Source organism: Streptomyces sp. NPDC043738 (genome assembly GCF_056436545.1).
Genome location: NZ_JBWKCJ010000018.1, coordinates 115410 through 131745 on the forward strand (window position 1 = coordinate 115410; position 16336 = coordinate 131745).

Genomic DNA, 16336 nt, shown 5'->3' on the forward strand with positions numbered 1-16336 from the left:
GAGGTTATGCGTCGCCGCCGGCCTCACCGGCTTCGGCGGCCGCGACGTCCAGGAGCTGGTAGCGGTCGATGGCCTGCTTCAGCAGCGACCGGTCGACCTTGCCCTCCTTGGCGAGCTCGGTGAGCACGCCCAGGACGATCGACTGCGCGTCGATGTGGAAGAAGCGACGGGCCGCGCCGCGGGTGTCCGCGAAGCCGAAGCCGTCGGCGCCCAGCGACTGGTACGTGCCGGGAACCCAGCGCGAGATCTGGTCCGGGACGGCACGCATCCAGTCCGACACCGCGATCTTCGGGCCCTCGGCGCCCTGGAGCTTGTGCGTCACATAGGGGACGCGCTGCTCCTCCTCCGGGTGCAGAAGGTTGTGCTCCTCGACCTCGACGGCCTCGCGGCGCAGCTCGTTCCAGGAGGTCGCCGACCAGACGTCGGCCTTGACGTTCCACTCGTCCGCGAGGATCTGCTGGGCCTCGACCGCCCACGGCACCGCGACGCCCGAGGCGAGGATCTGGGCGGCGTGCTCGCCCTTCTCGCCGGCCTTGACGCGGTGCAGACCCTTGAGGATGCCCTCGACGTCGGCGTCGGCCGGCTCCGCGGGGTGCTGGATCGGCTCGTTGTAGACGGTCAGGTAGTAGAAGACGTCCTCGGCGTTCTCGCCGTACATCCGCCGCAGACCGTCCTTGACGATGTGCGCGATCTCGTAGCCGTAGGCCGGGTCGTAGGAGACACAGGCCGGGTTGGTCGAGGCCAGCAGCTGGGAGTGGCCGTCGGCGTGCTGCAGACCCTCACCGGTCAGCGTCGTACGGCCGGCGGTCGCGCCGAGCACGAAGCCCCGCGAGAGCTGGTCGGCCATCTGCCAGAACTGGTCACCGGTGCGCTGGAACCCGAACATCGAGTAGAAGACGTAGACCGGGATCAGCGGCTCGCCGTGCGTGGCGTAGGCGGAGCCGGCCGCGATCAGCGAGGCCGTGCAGCCCGCCTCGGTGATGCCGTCGTGCAGCATCTGACCGGTCGGCGACTCCTTGTAGGCCAGGAGCAGTTCGCGGTCGACGGACTCGTACTGCTGGCCCAGCGGGTTGTAGATCTTGGCCGACGGGAAGAACGCGTCCATACCGAAGGTGCGGTACTCGTCGGGCGCGATCGGCACGAAGCGTTTGCCGATCTCCTTGTCCCGCATGAGGTCCTTCAGGACCCGCACGAACGCCATGGTCGTGGCGATCTTCTGCTGCCCCGAGCCCTTCTTGGCACCCGCGTACGCCTTGTCGTCCGGCAGCGGCAGCGGCTTGGCGCGCACGACACGGGTGGGCACGTAGCCGCCCAGCGCCTTGCGGCGGTCGTGCATGTACTGGATCTCTTCGGAGTTGCGGCCCGGGTGGTAGTACGGCGGCAGGCCGTCCTCCAGGTCCTTGTCCGGGATCGGCAGGTGCAGCCGGTCGCGGAAGCCCTTGAGGTCCTCGACCGTCAGCTTCTTCATCTGGTGGGTCGCGTTGCGGCCCTCGAAGTTCGGGCCGAGCGTCCAGCCCTTGACCGTCTGCGCGAGGATCACGGTCGGCTGGCCCTTGTGCGCCTTGGCCGCCGCGTACGCCGCGTAGATCTTCTTGTGGTCGTGGCCGCCGCGGCCCAGGTGCAGGATCTGGTCGTCGGTCATGTTCTCGACCATCGCGCGCAGACGGTGGTCGTCGCCGAAGAAGTGCTGGCGGATGTAGGCACCGGTCTCGGTGGCGTACGTCTGGAACTGACCGTCGGGCGTGCTGTTGAGCTTGTTGACCAGGATGCCGTCGCGGTCCTGCGCGAGCAGCGGGTCCCAGCTGCGGTCCCACACCAGCTTGATGACGTTCCAGCCGGCACCGCGGAACTGCGACTCCAGCTCCTGCATGATCTTGCCGTTGCCGCGGACGGGGCCGTCCAGACGCTGCAGGTTGCAGTTGACGACGAAGGTCAGGTTGTCCAGGCCCTCACGGGCGGCGATGGACAGCTGGCCAAGCGACTCGGGCTCGTCCATCTCGCCGTCGCCGAGGTAGGCCCAGACGTGCGACTTGGAGGTGTCGGCGATGCCGCGCGCCTCCATGTAGCGGTTCATCCGCGCCTGGTAGATCGCGCCGAGCGGGCCGAGGCCCATCGAGACGGTCGGGAACTCCCAGAAGTCCGGCATCAGCCGCGGGTGCGGGTAGCTGGACAGGCCGTGGGGTGCCTTGGACTTCTCCTGGCGGAAGGCGTCGAGCTGGGTCTCGCTCAGTCGGTCCAGGAGGAACGCGCGGGCGTAGACACCGGGCGAGGCGTGGCCCTGGAAGAAGATCTGGTCGCCGCCGTCGCCCTCGTCCTTGCCCCGGAAGAAGTGGTTGAAGCCCACGTCGTAGAGGGAGGCGGAGGAGGCGAAGGTGGCGATGTGGCCGCCGACGCCGATGCCCGGACGCTGGGCGCGGGAGACCATGACGGCGGCGTTCCACCGGGTCGCGTTGAGGACCTTGCGCTCGATCTCCTCGTTGCCGGGGAAGAACGGCTCGTCCTTGGTCGCGATGGTGTTGACGTAGTCCGTGCTGCGCATCTCGGGCACGGCCACACGCTTCTCGCGGGCCCGCTCGATCAGCCGGAGCATGAGATAGCGGGCACGTTCCCGGCCTCGCTCGTCAACGGCCGCGTCGAGCGAGTCGAGCCATTCCTGGGTCTCTTCGGGATCGAAGTCCGGGACCTGGCTGGGAAGGCCGCCAATGATGATCGGGTTTCGATCGGATCCGGAAGCCACGCTGTTCCTTCGTGTTCGGGTCGTGTCGTGCTCTGCACGCTATTGCTGCTGTGCACGGGACGAATGCTGTCTATGCCTGGGTGTCGCGCCGTCTTCCATCGTGTACCGAGCCACAGGGATACGTCACCTCTACCGATGGGTAACCACCCGCTGAGAGATGGCGCTGAAAAGGCCGCTTTCTCAGGTCGGCCAAATCGCAACCATACGCCCATGTCGAAAGTGCCTTGCGCACGGACGTGCGGCCCTCGAATGGAGATCCGCAACGGCGTCCGCCGCCCCCCGAAGGGACCAGTCGCGCGCGACTACCCGATATACCCCGCAGAACGCTGTGGCGTGAATCACTTCAGCCTGTCCTGTTGGGGTCGTAGTTGCGGTGAGACGCCTCCAAACGTCACCGTTTCGGCGGTCTGGACCGCCGGGTACTTGCGCGATCCGCCCGGCCCGTGTGGACTACGCCCAATGCTCCGCGCACGCGCGGGGTCCCCGAGCATTACCCGAAACATGACAGGAGGCAATCCGTGAGCGCGACCGCGGACCACGCGGAGGAGCGGACCAACCCTGCCGCCAGGCTGGGGTTCGAGCCCGGACAGGTGGTCCAGGAGATCGGCTACGACGACGACGTCGATCAGGATCTCCGCGAAGGCATTGAGACCGTGATCGGCCAGGATCTCGTCGACGAGGACTACGACGACGTCTGCGACGTCGTGCTGCTGTGGTTCCGCGACGAGGACGGCGACCTCACGGACGCTCTGGTGGACGCCATCGGCCTGATCGACGAGGGCGGGCAGATCTGGCTGCTGACCCCGAAGACCGGCCGCGACGGCTATGTCGAGCCGAGCGACATCAATGAGGCCGCGCAGACCGCGGGTCTGTCCCAGACCAAGAGCATCAACGCAGGCAAGGACTGGGCCGGCAGCCGACTGGTGACGCCCAAGTCCAAGCGCTGAGCAGTACCGCTTCGACGTTCGCCGCCGAGCCCCCTCCGCCCTGTTCAGGAGGGGGCTCGGAGTCGTTGTGCACAGGTTCCCCGGCCACTCACCCCGGCGCGTAGGGTTGGTCGCGTTCTGTTGAGCGTGAGCGGAAGGGAAGCACCCCATGGCGATCGAGGTCGGCACGAAGGCTCCGGATTTCGAGCTGAAGAACCAGCACGGCGAGCTGGTCAGGCTCTCCGACTTCCGCGGCGAGAAGGCCGTCGTCCTCCTCTTCTACCCCTTCGCCTTCACCGGCGTGTGCACCGGTGAGCTGTGCGCGCTCCGCGACGAGCTGCCGAAGTTCGTCAACGACGACGTCCAGCTGCTGGCCGTCTCCAACGACTCCCCGTTCTCGCTGCGCGTCTTCGCCGAGCAGGAGGGCCTGGAGTACCCGCTGCTGTCGGACTTCTGGCCGCACGGCGAGGCCTCGCGGGCGTACGGCGTCTTCGACGAGGAGAAGGGCTGCGCGGTGCGCGGCACGTTCATCATCGACAAGGAGGGCGTGGTGCGCTGGACGGTCGTCAACGGCCTGCCCGACGCCCGCGACCTGAACGACTACGTCAAGGCCCTCGGGACCCTCTGAGCCGACGCGCGCGCTGGGACGCACCGGGCGTCCGCCGGCCGACATCCGCACTGATCCGGGTGCGATATCTGCAATCGGCGGGAACCGGTCACTAGGATCAATTCGTTGATCCGATGCCATGCACGACGGGGGCGCAAATCTTTACGTACCCCTCGAATCTATGGGAGGACTCGTGGGAGTCAGCCTCAGCAAGGGCGGCAACGTCTCGCTGACGAAGGAAGCCCCCAATCTGACCGCCGTCATCGTCGGTCTGGGCTGGGACGCGCGTACCACCACCGGTACGGACTTCGACCTGGACGCCAGCGCCCTGCTGACGAACGACCAGGGCAAGGTGGCCAACGACCAGAACTTCGTGTTCTTCAACAACCTGAAGAGCCCGGACGGTTCGGTCGAACACACCGGTGACAACATCACCGGCGAGGGCGAGGGCGACGACGAGCAGATCAAGGTGAATCTGGCCGGCGTGCCGGCCGATGTCGCCAAGATCGTCTTCCCGGTGTCGATCTACGACGCCGAGACCCGTCAGCAGAGCTTCGGCCAGGTCCGCAACGCCTTCATCCGCGTGGTCAACCAGGCCGACAACAATGAGCTGGCGCGCTACGACCTGAGCGAGGACGCCTCGACCGAGACCGCCATGGTCTTCGGCGAGCTGTACCGCAACGGCGCGGAGTGGAAGTTCCGGGCCATCGGCCAGGGCTACGCCTCCGGCCTGCGCGGCATCGCACAGGACTTCGGCGTCAACGTCTGATCGACCGGATCCGGGATCCGATCGTCGATATCCGGCCGAGCGACGCCACCGCAGTGATCGCCCGTGCCGCAGAGCAACCGCGTCCGGCGCCGTACGCCCCCGTCCGGGGGAGTGCGGCGCCGGACGCTTGAAAGAGGCGGGCCGCGCCTGGCATGGCCCGTGCTGACACCGGGGAGGAAGCGCACGATGACCGTCACGCTCGCCAAGGGGGGCAATGTCTCCCTGTCCAAGGCCGCTCCGAATCTCACGCAGATCATGGTCGGTCTCGGCTGGGACGCGCGGTCCACGACCGGAGCACCGTTCGACCTCGACGCCAGCGCGCTGCTGTGCCAGTCGGGGCGGGTGCTGGGGGACCAGTACTTCGTCTTCTACAACAACCTCAAGAGCCCCGAAGGCTCCGTCGAGCACACCGGGGACAACCTGACCGGAGAGGGAGACGGCGACGACGAGTCGATCCTGGTGGACCTCGCGCAGGTGCCCGAGCAGGTCGACAAGATCGTTTTTCCGGTCTCGATCCATGAGGCCGATCTCCGTGGCCAGAGCTTCGGCCAGGTCAGCAACGCCTTCATCCGGATCGTCAATCAGGCCGACGGCAGCGAACTCGCCCGTTACGACCTCAGCGAGGACGCCTCCAGCGAAACCGCGATGATCTTCGGCGAGGTATACCGCCACAAGGGTGAATGGAAGTTCCGTGCGGTAGGCCAGGGGTACGCGTCGGGCCTGCGGGGCATCGCTCTAGACTTCGGGGTCAACGTTTCGTAAAGCGCCGCGCGCTGCGCGCGGGGGACCCCATACAGCGAGGGATTGGGTAGGCAGTGCTCCTGAAAACCTTTGGCTGGTCGTTCGCCGTCACGGTGCTCGGCCTCGCCTTGGCCGGCGTGCTCTGGGGGTGGCAAGGGCTCGCGATTGTCGGGATCCTGTCCATCCTGGAGATCTCGCTCTCGTTCGACAACGCCGTGATCAACGCAGGCATCCTGCGCAAGATGAACGCCTTCTGGCAGAAGATCTTTCTGACCGTCGGCATCATCGTCGCGGTATTCGGCATGCGGCTGGTGTTCCCGGTCGTCATCGTCGCGATCACCGCGAAGATCGGGCCGATCGAAGCGGTCGATCTCGCCATCAACAACAAGGCGCATTACGAGGAGCTGGTCACCAGCGCCCACCCGGCCATCGCGGCCTTCGGTGGAATGTTCCTTTTGATGATCTTCCTCGACTTCATCTTCGAGGAGCGCGACTACAAGTGGCTGGCCTGGATCGAGCGGCCGATGGCCAAGCTGGGCAAGCTCGACACGCTTTCGATCATCATCGCGCTGGTCGCGCTGCTGGTGAGCGCCATGACGGTGGCCACCGACGTCGCGCACGGCGGCGGTGACAAGAGCGCCACGGTCCTGTTGTCCGGCGTCGCGGGTCTGATCACGTACCTCGTCGTCGGCGGTATCTCCGGCTACTTCGAGGACAAGCTGGAGGACGCCGAGGAGGACGAGGGCGAGGAGGCCGCCGCGGCGCCCGCGAAGAAGGGGACCGGCGCGGCCGTCGGGCTGGCCGGCAAGGCCGCGTTCTTCATGTTCCTCTACCTCGAGGTCATCGACGCGTCCTTCTCCTTCGACGGTGTCATCAGCGCGTTCGCCATCACCAACGACATCTTCGAGATGGCGCTGGGTCTGGGCATCGGCGCGATGTACATCCGTTCGCTGACGGTCTTCCTGGTCCGCAAGGGGACGCTGGACGAGTACGTGTACCTGGAGCACGGTGCGCACTACGCGATCGGCGCGCTGGCGGTCATCCTGCTCATCACGATCAAGTACGAGATCCCCGAGGTCGTCACCGGCCTGATCGGTGTCGTGCTGATCGCCCTGTCGTACTGGTCCTCGGTGGCGAAGAACCGGCGGGACGGTAAACCAGGCGCCGAGGGCGGGGCGAAGTCGGAAGTGGCGTCCGGAGTGTGACAGGACGCTGATTGAGGAACGCTCTCTGCGGGGCGGCCTGGGGTGCGGACCTCGGGCCGCCCCGCGGTAATTGGGGCCGAGCAATGGGGTGGGCATGGTGTCGTTCCTGGGGAACCTGTGGCGCGGTGGCGCGCAGAAGATGGACTTCGACAGCGGCGGGGCGTCGTACGTCGTCGAGCTGACGAAACGCAATCCGGTCATCTCCCTGACCAAGCAGGGGGCGGCCACGGGGCATCTGCGGGTCAATCTGCACTGGCAGATGCGGACCTCGGACCTCCATGAGCGGGGCGGGCAGGGCAAGGGCAGTCTGCTGCGCCACCCGGGCAAGCTGTTCAAGCCCGAGATCGTCCAGGCGCAGGGACCGGCCGTGGTCAAGATCGACCTGGACCTGGCCTGCCTGTACGAGCTCAAGGACGGCACCAAGGGCGTGGTGCAGCCGCTGGGCAACTTCCTCGGCGATCTCAACGCCGCGCCGTTCGTGAAGCTCAGCGGCGACGACCGCTTCGGCTCCCCGTCCGGCGAGACGCTGTACATCAACATGGACCAACGCGACGAGATCAAGCGGATGCTGATCTTCGTCTACATCTACGACGGCACGCCCGCCTTCGACCGTACCCACGCGGTCGTGACGCTCTACCCGAGCAACGGCCCGCGGATGGAGATCAAACTCGACGAACGGGCGCCACAGGCCCGCTCCTGCGCCATCTTCATGCTGGAGAACAACAAGGGCGAGCTGACGGTGCGCCGCGAGGTGAAGTACGTCTACGGCTTCCAGGCGGAGCTCGACCGGTTGTACGGCTGGGGGCTGCAGTGGGGGCGCGGGTACAAGTCGAAGGTGTGACCCGCCGGTGCCCGGGGGCACCGCCCTCAGGAGGCGCCCCGCAGGCTGTCCCCTAACGGCGCTGGAACTGCGGGCCCTGGGGCGGCAGGACGAACGAGGGGTCCGGCACGAACGGCTGCTGCTGCATCGGATAGCCGTATGTCGCCGCCGGGTGCGGCTGCTGCTGTGGATAGCCGTACGTGGGCGGCTGCTGCTGGGGCTGGTACTGGGGCGGCGGCCCCGGGTAGCCGTAGGCGGGCTGGGCCGGGGGCTGGGCGGGCGGCGGCGGAACGTTGTGCGGGTAGCCGTAGCCGCCGCTCGTCGGTGCGGGCGCCGGGGAGGCCGCGGCGGCAGGCGGCAGTGGTGCGGCCGAGAACGGCTCCGGCATCGCGTCCGGCACATGCTGGGTGACGGCGTCGGGGTTCGACGGGGCGGAGGTCTGCGGGTCGGGGGCGGAGGTCCGCTGACCGGCCGCGGAGGGCGGCCCGGAGGCCTCTTCCGGCCAGGCGCTCGGCGGTGGGGTCACCGGGGTGGCGGGCTCGCTCCGCGGGGGTGCGGGGAGGGCTTCCGTGGGTTCCGAGCCGGGCGGTGTCGAGGGCGGCGTCGACGGTGTCTCCGGGGCCGGTGCGGCCGCGCTCTCGCCGGCCGTGTCCTTCTCCTCCACCGAGATCCCGAACTCGGTCGCCAGGCCGACCAGGCCGGTCTCGTACCCCTGCCCCAGGGCGCGGAACTTCCAGCCCTCGCCGCGGCGGTACAACTCCCCGCAGATCAGGGCCGACTCGTCGCCGGTCTCGGGCACCACGTCGAAGACCGCAAGCGGCTCACCGTCGCTCTCCGCCGCGTCGTACAGCAGGACCCGCAGATCCCCTACGTCCGCGAAGGCGCCGCCGTCCGACGATGCGGCCAGCACCACCCGGTCGACTGACGGATCCAGGGTGGCCAGGTCCGCCTCGATGGTCTCCGTCAGGCTGTCGGCGAGCCGGGCCTTGGGCAGGTGCCGGACCAGGCCGCTGGGGTGCCGCGGCTGGTTGTAGAAGACGAAGTCCTCATCGGAGCGCACGCTTCCCTCGGGCCCCACCAACAGGGCCGAGGCATCGACATCGGGGACTCCGGCGCCGGGCGTCCAGCGCAGGACGGCCCGGACAGCCGTGGCATCGAGGGGTACGTTCGACCCTTTCAGCATCGCGTGCGTCATGCCGCAATCCTGCCTTCCCGGAGGTCGCAGGGACAACGCGGGGGCCGTGGAGCGGTGCAGGGGGAGCGGTCACGGACATCTGAAGGCCCCATGCGGGTTACGTGATTTTCACGCACGCGGGAACTAACCACACCCCCACGCACGTACGATTACCGGCTGGATCCAGACAGCGAGACGCAGCGGGGGTGCCCGGTCCCGCATCCATACGGGGAGATATATGCGGCATTTTGGGTACCTTCCGCCCGATATTCGGAAGGCGCTGTTCCATCAGGAGCCGGTGGATTTCACCGCCGACTCCCCGGCCCGCACGCTCTCGGTCGCCCTCGGTGCCACGCTCTACAGCCCCGCCACTCGCCCCCGGCTCGCCGCCGACGTCCTCAAGCAGGCCGGGCGTGGCGTGATGTCCATGGTGCTGTGCCTCGAAGATTCCATAGGGGACGGGGACGTCGAGGCCGGCGAGTCGAACCTCGTACGGCAGTTCGGTCTGCTCGACGAGGCCGCCGACGCGGGAGGGGACCTTCCGCTGCTGTTCATCCGCGTCCGCACCCCCGGCCAGATACCGGATCTGGTGCGCCGCCTGGGGTCGACGGTGCACAGGCTGTCTGGATTTGTACTTCCGAAGTTCACCGAAGAGCGTGGGGTCCCCTTCCTCGAGGCGCTGACCGCGACCGAGTCGGCCTGCGGCCGGCGGCTGTTCGCGATGCCGGTGCTCGAATCCCCGCAGCTGCTGCATCTGGAGAGCCGCGCGGAGACCCTTCAGGGCATTTCCAGGACCGTGGACAAGTACCGGGACCGGGTCCTTGCCCTGCGGCTGGGCGTCACGGACTTCTGCTCCGCCTACGGCCTGCGCAGACCGCCCGACATGACCGCCTACGACGTCCAGATCGTCGCCTCCGTGATCTCCGACGTGGTGAACGTACTGGGCCGGGCGGACGGCACGGGCTTCACGGTCACCGGCCCGGTGTGGGAGTACTTCCGGCTGCACGAGCGGATGTTCAAGCCACAGCTGCGGCGCAGCCCGTTCCTGGGCCGCGCCGAGGAATTGCGTACAGCTCTGATCGAGCACGACATGGACGGTCTGCTGCGCGAGATCGAACTGGACCGCGCCAACGGCCTGCAGGGCAAGACCTGCATCCACCCCTCGCATGTCGCGCCGGTGCACGCCCTCTCGGTCGTCAGCCATGAGGAGTTCAGCGACGCCGCGGACATCCTGCGGCCCGAGCGGTGCGACGGCGGGGTCCTGCGCTCCGCCTACACGAACAAGATGAACGAGGTGAAGCCGCACCGCGCCTGGGCCGAACGGACCCTGCTGCGCGCGGAGGCTTTCGGGGTCGCCCGGGAGGGCATCGGCTTCGTGGAGCTGCTGACGGCAAGCCTGCCGCAGACCTGAGATACGGCGAACGACATGAACGGTACGACGGAGGAGACGGAACGCGTGGTGTGGACGGGAGAATGGGTCGCCGGTCGGCTCGGGGTCTCGCTGAGCGGCGGGGACGAGCTGCCGGAACTGCTGGGGCTGGCGCTGCGGCGCAACCCCAAGCGGGCCCATCTGCTCGTGTCGAACGTGCTGGGCAAGCACGTGCCGCAGCGACCGGACGTGGTTCATGGCGCCGGCTTCGGGCTGGGGCGCCGGGTGCGCGAGCTGCTCGGAGACGAGGCCGCCGCCCGCTCCGTCGTCCTGGGCTACGCCGAGACCGCCACCGGCCTGGGCCACTCCGTGGCGGACGGCCTGGCGCTCGCGCCCTATCTGCACTCCACCCGCCGACCGGTGGAAGGCGTGGCGCAGGCGGGCGGGTTCGAAGAGGAGCACAGCCACGCCACCTCGCACCTGCTGCTCCCGGAGAACCGCGAACTCCTGGCCGGCGACGGGCCGCTGGTTCTCGTCGACGACGAGTTCTCCACCGGCAGGACCGTTCTGAACACCATCAAGGCGCTGCACGCGCGCTTCCCGCGTGAGCGGTACGTCGTCGTCGCCCTGGTCGATATGCGCTCCGACGCGGACCGCAGCCGGCTGGAGAAGTTCGCGGCGGAACTGGGCGCCCGCGTCGACCTCGTGGCCCTTGCCGCGGGCGGCGTGCGCCTGCCCGAGGACGTCCTGGTCCGCGGCCAGGAACTCGTCGCCGAGCACGAGGCCCTCGCGGCACACGGGCCGGCGGCCGGATCCGGGAGCGCGGCGGGGCCCGTCGGCAGCCATCGCACGGACGTCGTACGGATCGACCTCGACTGGCCCGCCGGGCTGCCCGACGGCGGGCGGCACGGCTTCACACCCGCGCACCGCGAGCGGCTGGAGTCCGCTCTGCCGGGCATGGCGGCCCGGATCGCGCGGCATCTGGACGGCGCCCGCCGCGTCCTCGTCCTGGGCAACGAGGAACTGATGTACGCACCGCTGCGGATAGCCGGCGCGCTGGACGTCCTGGTCGGCGAGGGAGGGGAGGCCGCCGACGCGCCTCGGACCGGCGAGCCGTCCGAGCCGGCCGCGGGCCCAGGCGTCCACTTCTCGACCACCACCCGTTCGCCCGTGCTCGCCGTGGACGACCCCGGCTACGCGATACGGACCCGGCTGTCCTTCCCCGCCCACGACCGGCCCGCCGACGGGCCGGGGGAGCGGTACGCCTACAACGTCGCGGCCGGCACCGACCCGGCGCGCCGTTTCGACGCCATCGTCGCCGTCGTGGACTCGCACGGCGACGTCCCCGAACTGCACGCCGCCGACGGTCTGCTGGACCGTCTCGCCGAGCACACCGACCGGCTGCTGCTCGCCGTCATCCCCTCGTACGCCCCGCGACCCCAGGCCCGGCCCATGTCCCTCCCCGAGCCGCTGCGCGGCCCCGCCTTCTCCTCCTACGACGCCGACGAGGTCGGCTGGCTGCTGCAGGACCTGTCCGACATCACCCTGGAAGCGCCCACCGAGGAACGCGAGGAGGCGATTCAGCGCGGCGGCGCCCACTACGCCGAGTCGCTGCCGGTCGAATACCAGCCGAGCGAGCAGTACCAGGCGCTGTTCCACAGCGCGCTGCAGGCCTCTGCGCACCGGATCGCATGCGCCGTCGGGACCGTCACCGAGACCGTGCTCGCCGAACGCAGCCGGCGCCCCGTACTGGTGTCGCTGGCGCGGGCCGGTACGCCCGTCGGTGTGCTGATGCGGCGCTGGGCGCAGCACGCCCACGGCCTGGACCTGCCGCACTACGCGGTCTCGATCGTCCGCGGCCGGGGTATCGACACCACCGCGCTGCGCTGGCTGGCCGCCCATCACGATCCCGCGGACGTCGTGTTCGTGGACGGCTGGACCGGCAAGGGCGCCATCACCCGCGAACTCGCCCGGGCCGTGGCGGACTTCCCGGGCTTCGACCCGCGGATCGCCGTGCTCGCCGACCCCGGCGGCTGCGTCGAGACCTACGGCACCCGCGACGACTTCCTCATCCCGTCCGCCTGCCTCAACTCCACCGTCTCCGGCCTCATATCGCGCACGGTCCTGCGCGACGACCTCGTGGGACCGGACGACTTCCACGGTGCGAAGTTCTACCGCGAGCTGGCCACGTCCGATGTGTCGCGCGCGTTCCTGGACGCGGTCGGCGCGCGGTTCGACGAGGTCGCCGGGGAGGTCGCCGCCAAGGTGAAGGAGCTGGCCACCGCCGACCGTGCCCCCACCTGGGCGGGCTGGGCGGCCGTCGAGCGGATCAGTGAGGAGTACGGCATCCACGACGTCAATCTCGTGAAGCCGGGTGTCGGCGAGACCACGCGGGTACTGCTGCGCAGGGTCCCCTGGAAGATTCTGGCCCGGCAGGGCGCCGGAGCCGATCTCGATCATGTGCGCCTCCTGGCTGAACAAAGGGGTGTGCCCGTCGAAGAGGTCGACGAACTCCCCTACACCTGTGTCGGATTGATCCACCCCCGCTTCACTCGCGGGGCGACGGGCGCTGACGGCAAGGCGGTGGCCGGCTGATGAGCACGATCGTCGCCAGCGACCTCGACCGCACGCTGATCTATTCGGCGGCCGCGCTGGACCTGGCCATGCCCGACGCCGAGGCCCCGCGGCTGCTGTGCGTCGAGACCTACCAGCGCAAGCCGCTGTCCTATATGACGGAGACGGCCGCCGGGCTGCTCGCCGAACTGGCAGGCAGCACCACCTTCGTGCCGACCACCACCCGCACCCGTGAGCAGTACGGACGCATCCATCTCCCCGGTCCCGCACCGGAGTTCGCGATCTGCGCCAACGGCGGCCATCTGCTCGTACGGGGTGAGTCGGACCCGGACTGGCAGCGCACGGTCGCCGAGCGGCTCGCCTCGCACTGCGCTCCGCTGGACGAGATCCGCACACACCTCGTCCGCACCGCCGACTCGGCCTGGCTGCTCAAGGAGCGGGTCGCCGAGGACCTCTTCGCCTATCTCGTCGTGGAGCGGTCTCTGCTGCCCGAGACCTGGGTGAAGGACCTCGCCGACTGGGCGGAGCAGCGTGGCTGGACCGTCTCCCTGCAGGGCCGCAAGATTTACGCCGTACCGCGGCCGCTGACCAAGAGCGCGGCCGTGGCGGAAGTGGCGCGCCGTACCGGAGCGTCCGAGATCCTCGCGGCCGGCGACTCCCTGCTCGACGCCGACCTGTTGCTGGCCGCGGACCGGGGATGGCGCCCGGGGCACGGTGAGCTGGCGGACTCCGGCTGGCAGGCCCCGCACGTCACGGCGCTCGGCGCGCGGGGTGTCGCCGCCGGCGAGGAGATCACGCGGGCCTTCATCCGCGGCGCCGTATCCCCGGGCCGCGCCGGCTGACCCGTACCGACACGAAGGCCCCCACCGCCAGCGCCGCCGCCGCGAGGACCACTTTCGAATAGACGTCAACAAATCCCGTCACCTCTTCCCATCGCTCGCCGAGCAGATAGCCGGCGAGGACGAAGATCGTGTTCCAGATCAGGCTGCCGAGGGTGGTCAGGGCGAGGAAGACCGGTATCGGCATGCGCTCGATGCCGGCGGGGATCGAGATGAGGCTGCGGAAGAGAGGGATCATCCGGCCGAAGAACACCGCCTTCGTCCCGTGCCGCTGGAACCAGCGCTCCGTCTTCTCGATGTCGGAGACCTTGACCAGCGGCAGCTTCGAGGCGATGGCGACCGTACGCTCGCGCCCGAGCAACGCCCCCACGCCGTACAGCGCCAGGGCGCCGGTCATCGAGCCGAGGGTGGTCCACGCGAGCGCGGACGCCAGATGCATACTGCCGCGGTCGGCCGCGAAGCCCGTCAGCGGCAGGATCACCTCGCTCGGCAGCGGCGGGAAGAGATTCTCGGCGGCGATCGCCAGACCCGCGCCGGGCGCGCCGAGCGCGTCCATGAGGTCGGTGATCCAGCCTGGTGCGGTGTTTCCGATGCTCTCGATCATGTTTTCAAAGCTATGAATTCCGCTCCGCCCGCACATTGCGGAAGACCGCACAAAAGACTGCGGTTTTCCGCAGTGTGCGGCAGCGAGCGGGGCGGCTAGCGTTTCGATCATGTTGGGAATCGCACGGCGCGGACTGCGCCTGACGACAGGGCTGGTGCTCGGCGCGGTGGCATCCGTCGCCGAGCTCCCCTTCGTCGTGCTCTCCGGGCTGTCCCTGCTGCTCGTGCTCGCCTGGCCGCGCGGCCGCCGCGCGGTCCTCAGGCCCGTGGCGGCCGGCGGACGGGCCCTGACCGAAGCCAACCGGCGCCGCCTGCGCGACTACCTCACGACCGAGACCTCCGACGCCTACACCGACCACCGCGCCCTGCACTATCTCTCGCTGCGCTGGTCGTTGGGCCTGCTGGGCGTCTTCGTGCTGAGCACCGCCCTGATCGGAGCGGCGTACGGCACCGCGTGGATCTTCATCCTGCTGCTCGGCGAGGTCCGGCACTTCGGCACCGTCGTCCTCTCGGGTATCGGCGGCCTCTTCCTTCTTTTCCTCAGCATGCAGGGCGCGTTCGGGGTCGCCGGCCTGGAGTCCAAGCTGGCGCGACGCCACCTCGGCCCGAGCCGCCAGGAGGAACTGGAGCGGCGCATCGAGCAGCTGGCGGCCAGCCGCGCCGGCGTCGTCGCCGCCGTCAACGACGAGCGACGCCGCATCGAGCGTGATCTGCACGACGGCGTCCAGCAGCGGCTGGTGGCGCTGGGGATGCTGCTCGGCCGCGCGCTGCGCAGCCAGGACCAGCAGCGCGCCGAGCAACTCCTGCGCCAGGCCCACGAAGAGAGCGGAATGGCCCTGGCCGAGCTGCGTGAAGTGGCATGGCGGGTCTACCCGACGGTGCTGGACGAGGCAGGTCTGCGGGCGGCCCTGGAGACCGTCGCCGAGCGCTCGGCCATCCCCGTGCGGCTGGACTACGAACTCTCCGCCGATCCCGAGGCAACGGTGGCGACGGTCGCCTACTTCGTGGTCTGCGAAGCGGTCACCAACGCCGTCAAGCACTCCGATGCCGGGCTGATAACCGTCCGCGTCGCCCGTGGTGAGGACGCCGTGCTCGTATGCATCGAGGACGACGGACTGGGCGGCGCGGATGCCTCCGGCAGCGGCCTGTTCGGGATGGCCCGCAGGGTTGCCGCCCTCGACGGCCGGTTCCGGGTCGACAGCCCGGCCGGCGGACCGACCACCATCACCGCGGAGCTGCCGTGCGCGTAGTACTCGCCGACGATTCGACCCTGTTGCGGGAAGGCCTGGTGCGCCTTCTCGCCGAGGAAGGCCACGAGGTTGCCGCGGCGGTCGGTGACGCCGATCAGCTGATCGCCGTGCTGGAGCGTGCGGCGGAGACGGGAACGAAGCCCGACGCGGTGGTCGTGGACGTCCGGATGCCCCCCACCCACACCGACGAAGGGCTGCGGGCAGCGGTGCAGATCCGGGAGCGCTGGCCCGGTGTCGGCGTGCTGGTGCTCTCGCAGTACGTCGAGCGCCGCTATGCGACGGAGCTGCTGACCGACGACGGCGAGGGGGTCGGCTATCTCCTCAAGGACCGGGTGGTCCAGGTGGACGAGTTCCTGGACGCACTGCAGAGGGTGGGAGCCGGCCAGGCGGCCTTCGACCCCGAAGTCGTACGGCAGTTGCTGACGCGTACGCGCCGCTCGGATCCGCTGGGCACCCTCACCGCACGCGAGCGGGAGGTGCTCGCACAGATGGCGCAGGGCCACACCAATGCGGCGATCGCCGCCCGGCTGCACATCTCGCAGAGCGCCGTGGAGAAACATGCCAACGCGATCTTCGACAAGCTCGGCCTGACCGGTACGTCCGGATACTCACGCCGGGTCCTGGCGGTGCTGCGGTACTTGGGAACGTGACAGGCCGGGCGGACATTCACGGCGTGACAGCCAAGGTGTGGCAGGCAGGCAGGCAGGCAGGGAGGGATGAGC

The 16336-nt window shown here is 69.1% G+C and carries 14 protein-coding genes; 11 read left to right on the forward strand and 3 right to left on the reverse strand.

Going from position 1 to position 16336, the window contains the following annotated elements:
* Positions 1-4: 4 nt before the first annotated feature.
* Positions 5-2737, reverse strand: a complete 2733-nt coding sequence (gene aceE, locus AC0680_RS23400) for a pyruvate dehydrogenase (acetyl-transferring), homodimeric type (protein WP_478631911.1) — start codon at positions 2735-2737, stop codon at positions 5-7.
* A 518-nt stretch (positions 2738-3255) separates the two neighbouring features.
* On the opposite strand from aceE, the gene AC0680_RS23405 reads away from it, so the two are divergent.
* From AC0680_RS23405 to AC0680_RS23430, 6 genes are all read left to right on the forward strand, one after another.
* Positions 3256-3684 carry a DUF3052 domain-containing protein gene (locus AC0680_RS23405; protein WP_384427224.1) on the forward strand — a complete coding sequence of 143 codons (429 nt, stop codon included), beginning with the start codon at positions 3256-3258 and terminating at the stop codon, positions 3682-3684.
* Positions 3685-3832: 148 nt separating this feature from the next.
* Positions 3833-4291, forward strand: a complete 459-nt coding sequence (locus AC0680_RS23410; RefSeq protein ID WP_393487197.1) for a peroxiredoxin — start codon at positions 3833-3835, stop codon at positions 4289-4291.
* A gap of 172 nt (positions 4292-4463) precedes the next feature.
* Entirely contained in the window at positions 4464-5039 is a 576-nt protein-coding gene (locus tag AC0680_RS23415) for a TerD family protein (RefSeq protein ID WP_128505933.1), read from the forward strand.
* Between the two features lie 186 nt (positions 5040-5225).
* A complete protein-coding gene (locus AC0680_RS23420; protein ID WP_384489083.1) occupies positions 5226-5801 on the forward strand; it encodes a TerD family protein in 576 nt (191 codons plus the stop codon).
* A gap of 53 nt (positions 5802-5854) precedes the next feature.
* The gene (locus AC0680_RS23425) at positions 5855-6985 is read left to right on the forward strand and encodes a DUF475 domain-containing protein (protein ID WP_478631918.1); all 1131 of its coding nucleotides are present in this window, start codon (positions 5855-5857) and stop codon (positions 6983-6985) included.
* 94 nt (positions 6986-7079) lie between these two features.
* Entirely contained in the window at positions 7080-7826 is a 747-nt protein-coding gene (locus tag AC0680_RS23430; protein ID WP_468986254.1) for a TerD family protein, read from the forward strand.
* 52 nt (positions 7827-7878) lie between these two features.
* Here AC0680_RS23430 and AC0680_RS23435 read toward each other — a convergent pair whose 3' ends face one another.
* Complete coding sequence (locus tag AC0680_RS23435) at positions 7879-9000, reverse strand: TerD family protein (protein ID WP_478631920.1); 1122 nt, start codon at positions 8998-9000, stop codon at positions 7879-7881.
* A 217-nt stretch (positions 9001-9217) separates the two neighbouring features.
* Here AC0680_RS23435 and AC0680_RS23440 point away from each other — a divergent pair, with 217 nt between their 5' ends.
* Genes AC0680_RS23440 through AC0680_RS23450 form a run of 3 tightly spaced genes read left to right on the forward strand, consistent with a single transcriptional unit; the run spans position 9218 to position 13764 of the window.
* Positions 9218-10390, forward strand: coding sequence for an HpcH/HpaI aldolase/citrate lyase family protein (locus AC0680_RS23440; RefSeq protein ID WP_478631923.1), 1173 nt, complete (start codon positions 9218-9220; stop codon positions 10388-10390).
* A 15-nt stretch (positions 10391-10405) separates the two neighbouring features.
* Positions 10406-12943 (forward strand): phosphoribosyltransferase, encoded by a 2538-nt coding sequence (locus AC0680_RS23445; RefSeq protein WP_478631926.1) that lies wholly within the window; start codon positions 10406-10408, stop codon positions 12941-12943.
* On the forward strand, positions 12943-13764 hold the full coding sequence (locus tag AC0680_RS23450; RefSeq protein WP_478631929.1) for an HAD family hydrolase: 822 nt from the start codon (positions 12943-12945) through the stop codon (positions 13762-13764). The genes AC0680_RS23445 and AC0680_RS23450 overlap by 1 nt, the downstream gene beginning before the upstream one ends.
* Here AC0680_RS23450 and AC0680_RS23455 read toward each other — a convergent pair.
* Positions 13727-14365, reverse strand: a complete 639-nt coding sequence (locus tag AC0680_RS23455) for a DedA family protein (protein ID WP_478631932.1) — start codon at positions 14363-14365, stop codon at positions 13727-13729. The genes AC0680_RS23450 and AC0680_RS23455 overlap by 38 nt on opposite strands.
* A gap of 109 nt (positions 14366-14474) precedes the next feature.
* Here AC0680_RS23455 and AC0680_RS23460 point away from each other — a divergent pair, with 109 nt between their 5' ends.
* Both AC0680_RS23460 and AC0680_RS23465 read left to right on the forward strand, forming a co-directional pair.
* The gene (locus AC0680_RS23460; protein ID WP_478631935.1) at positions 14475-15614 is read left to right on the forward strand and encodes a sensor histidine kinase; all 1140 of its coding nucleotides are present in this window, start codon (positions 14475-14477) and stop codon (positions 15612-15614) included.
* Positions 15605-16264, forward strand: coding sequence for a LuxR C-terminal-related transcriptional regulator (locus tag AC0680_RS23465; RefSeq protein WP_478631938.1), 660 nt, complete (start codon positions 15605-15607; stop codon positions 16262-16264). Before AC0680_RS23460 ends, AC0680_RS23465 begins: the two co-directional genes overlap by 10 nt.
* The last annotated feature ends 72 nt before the right edge of the window (positions 16265-16336 follow it).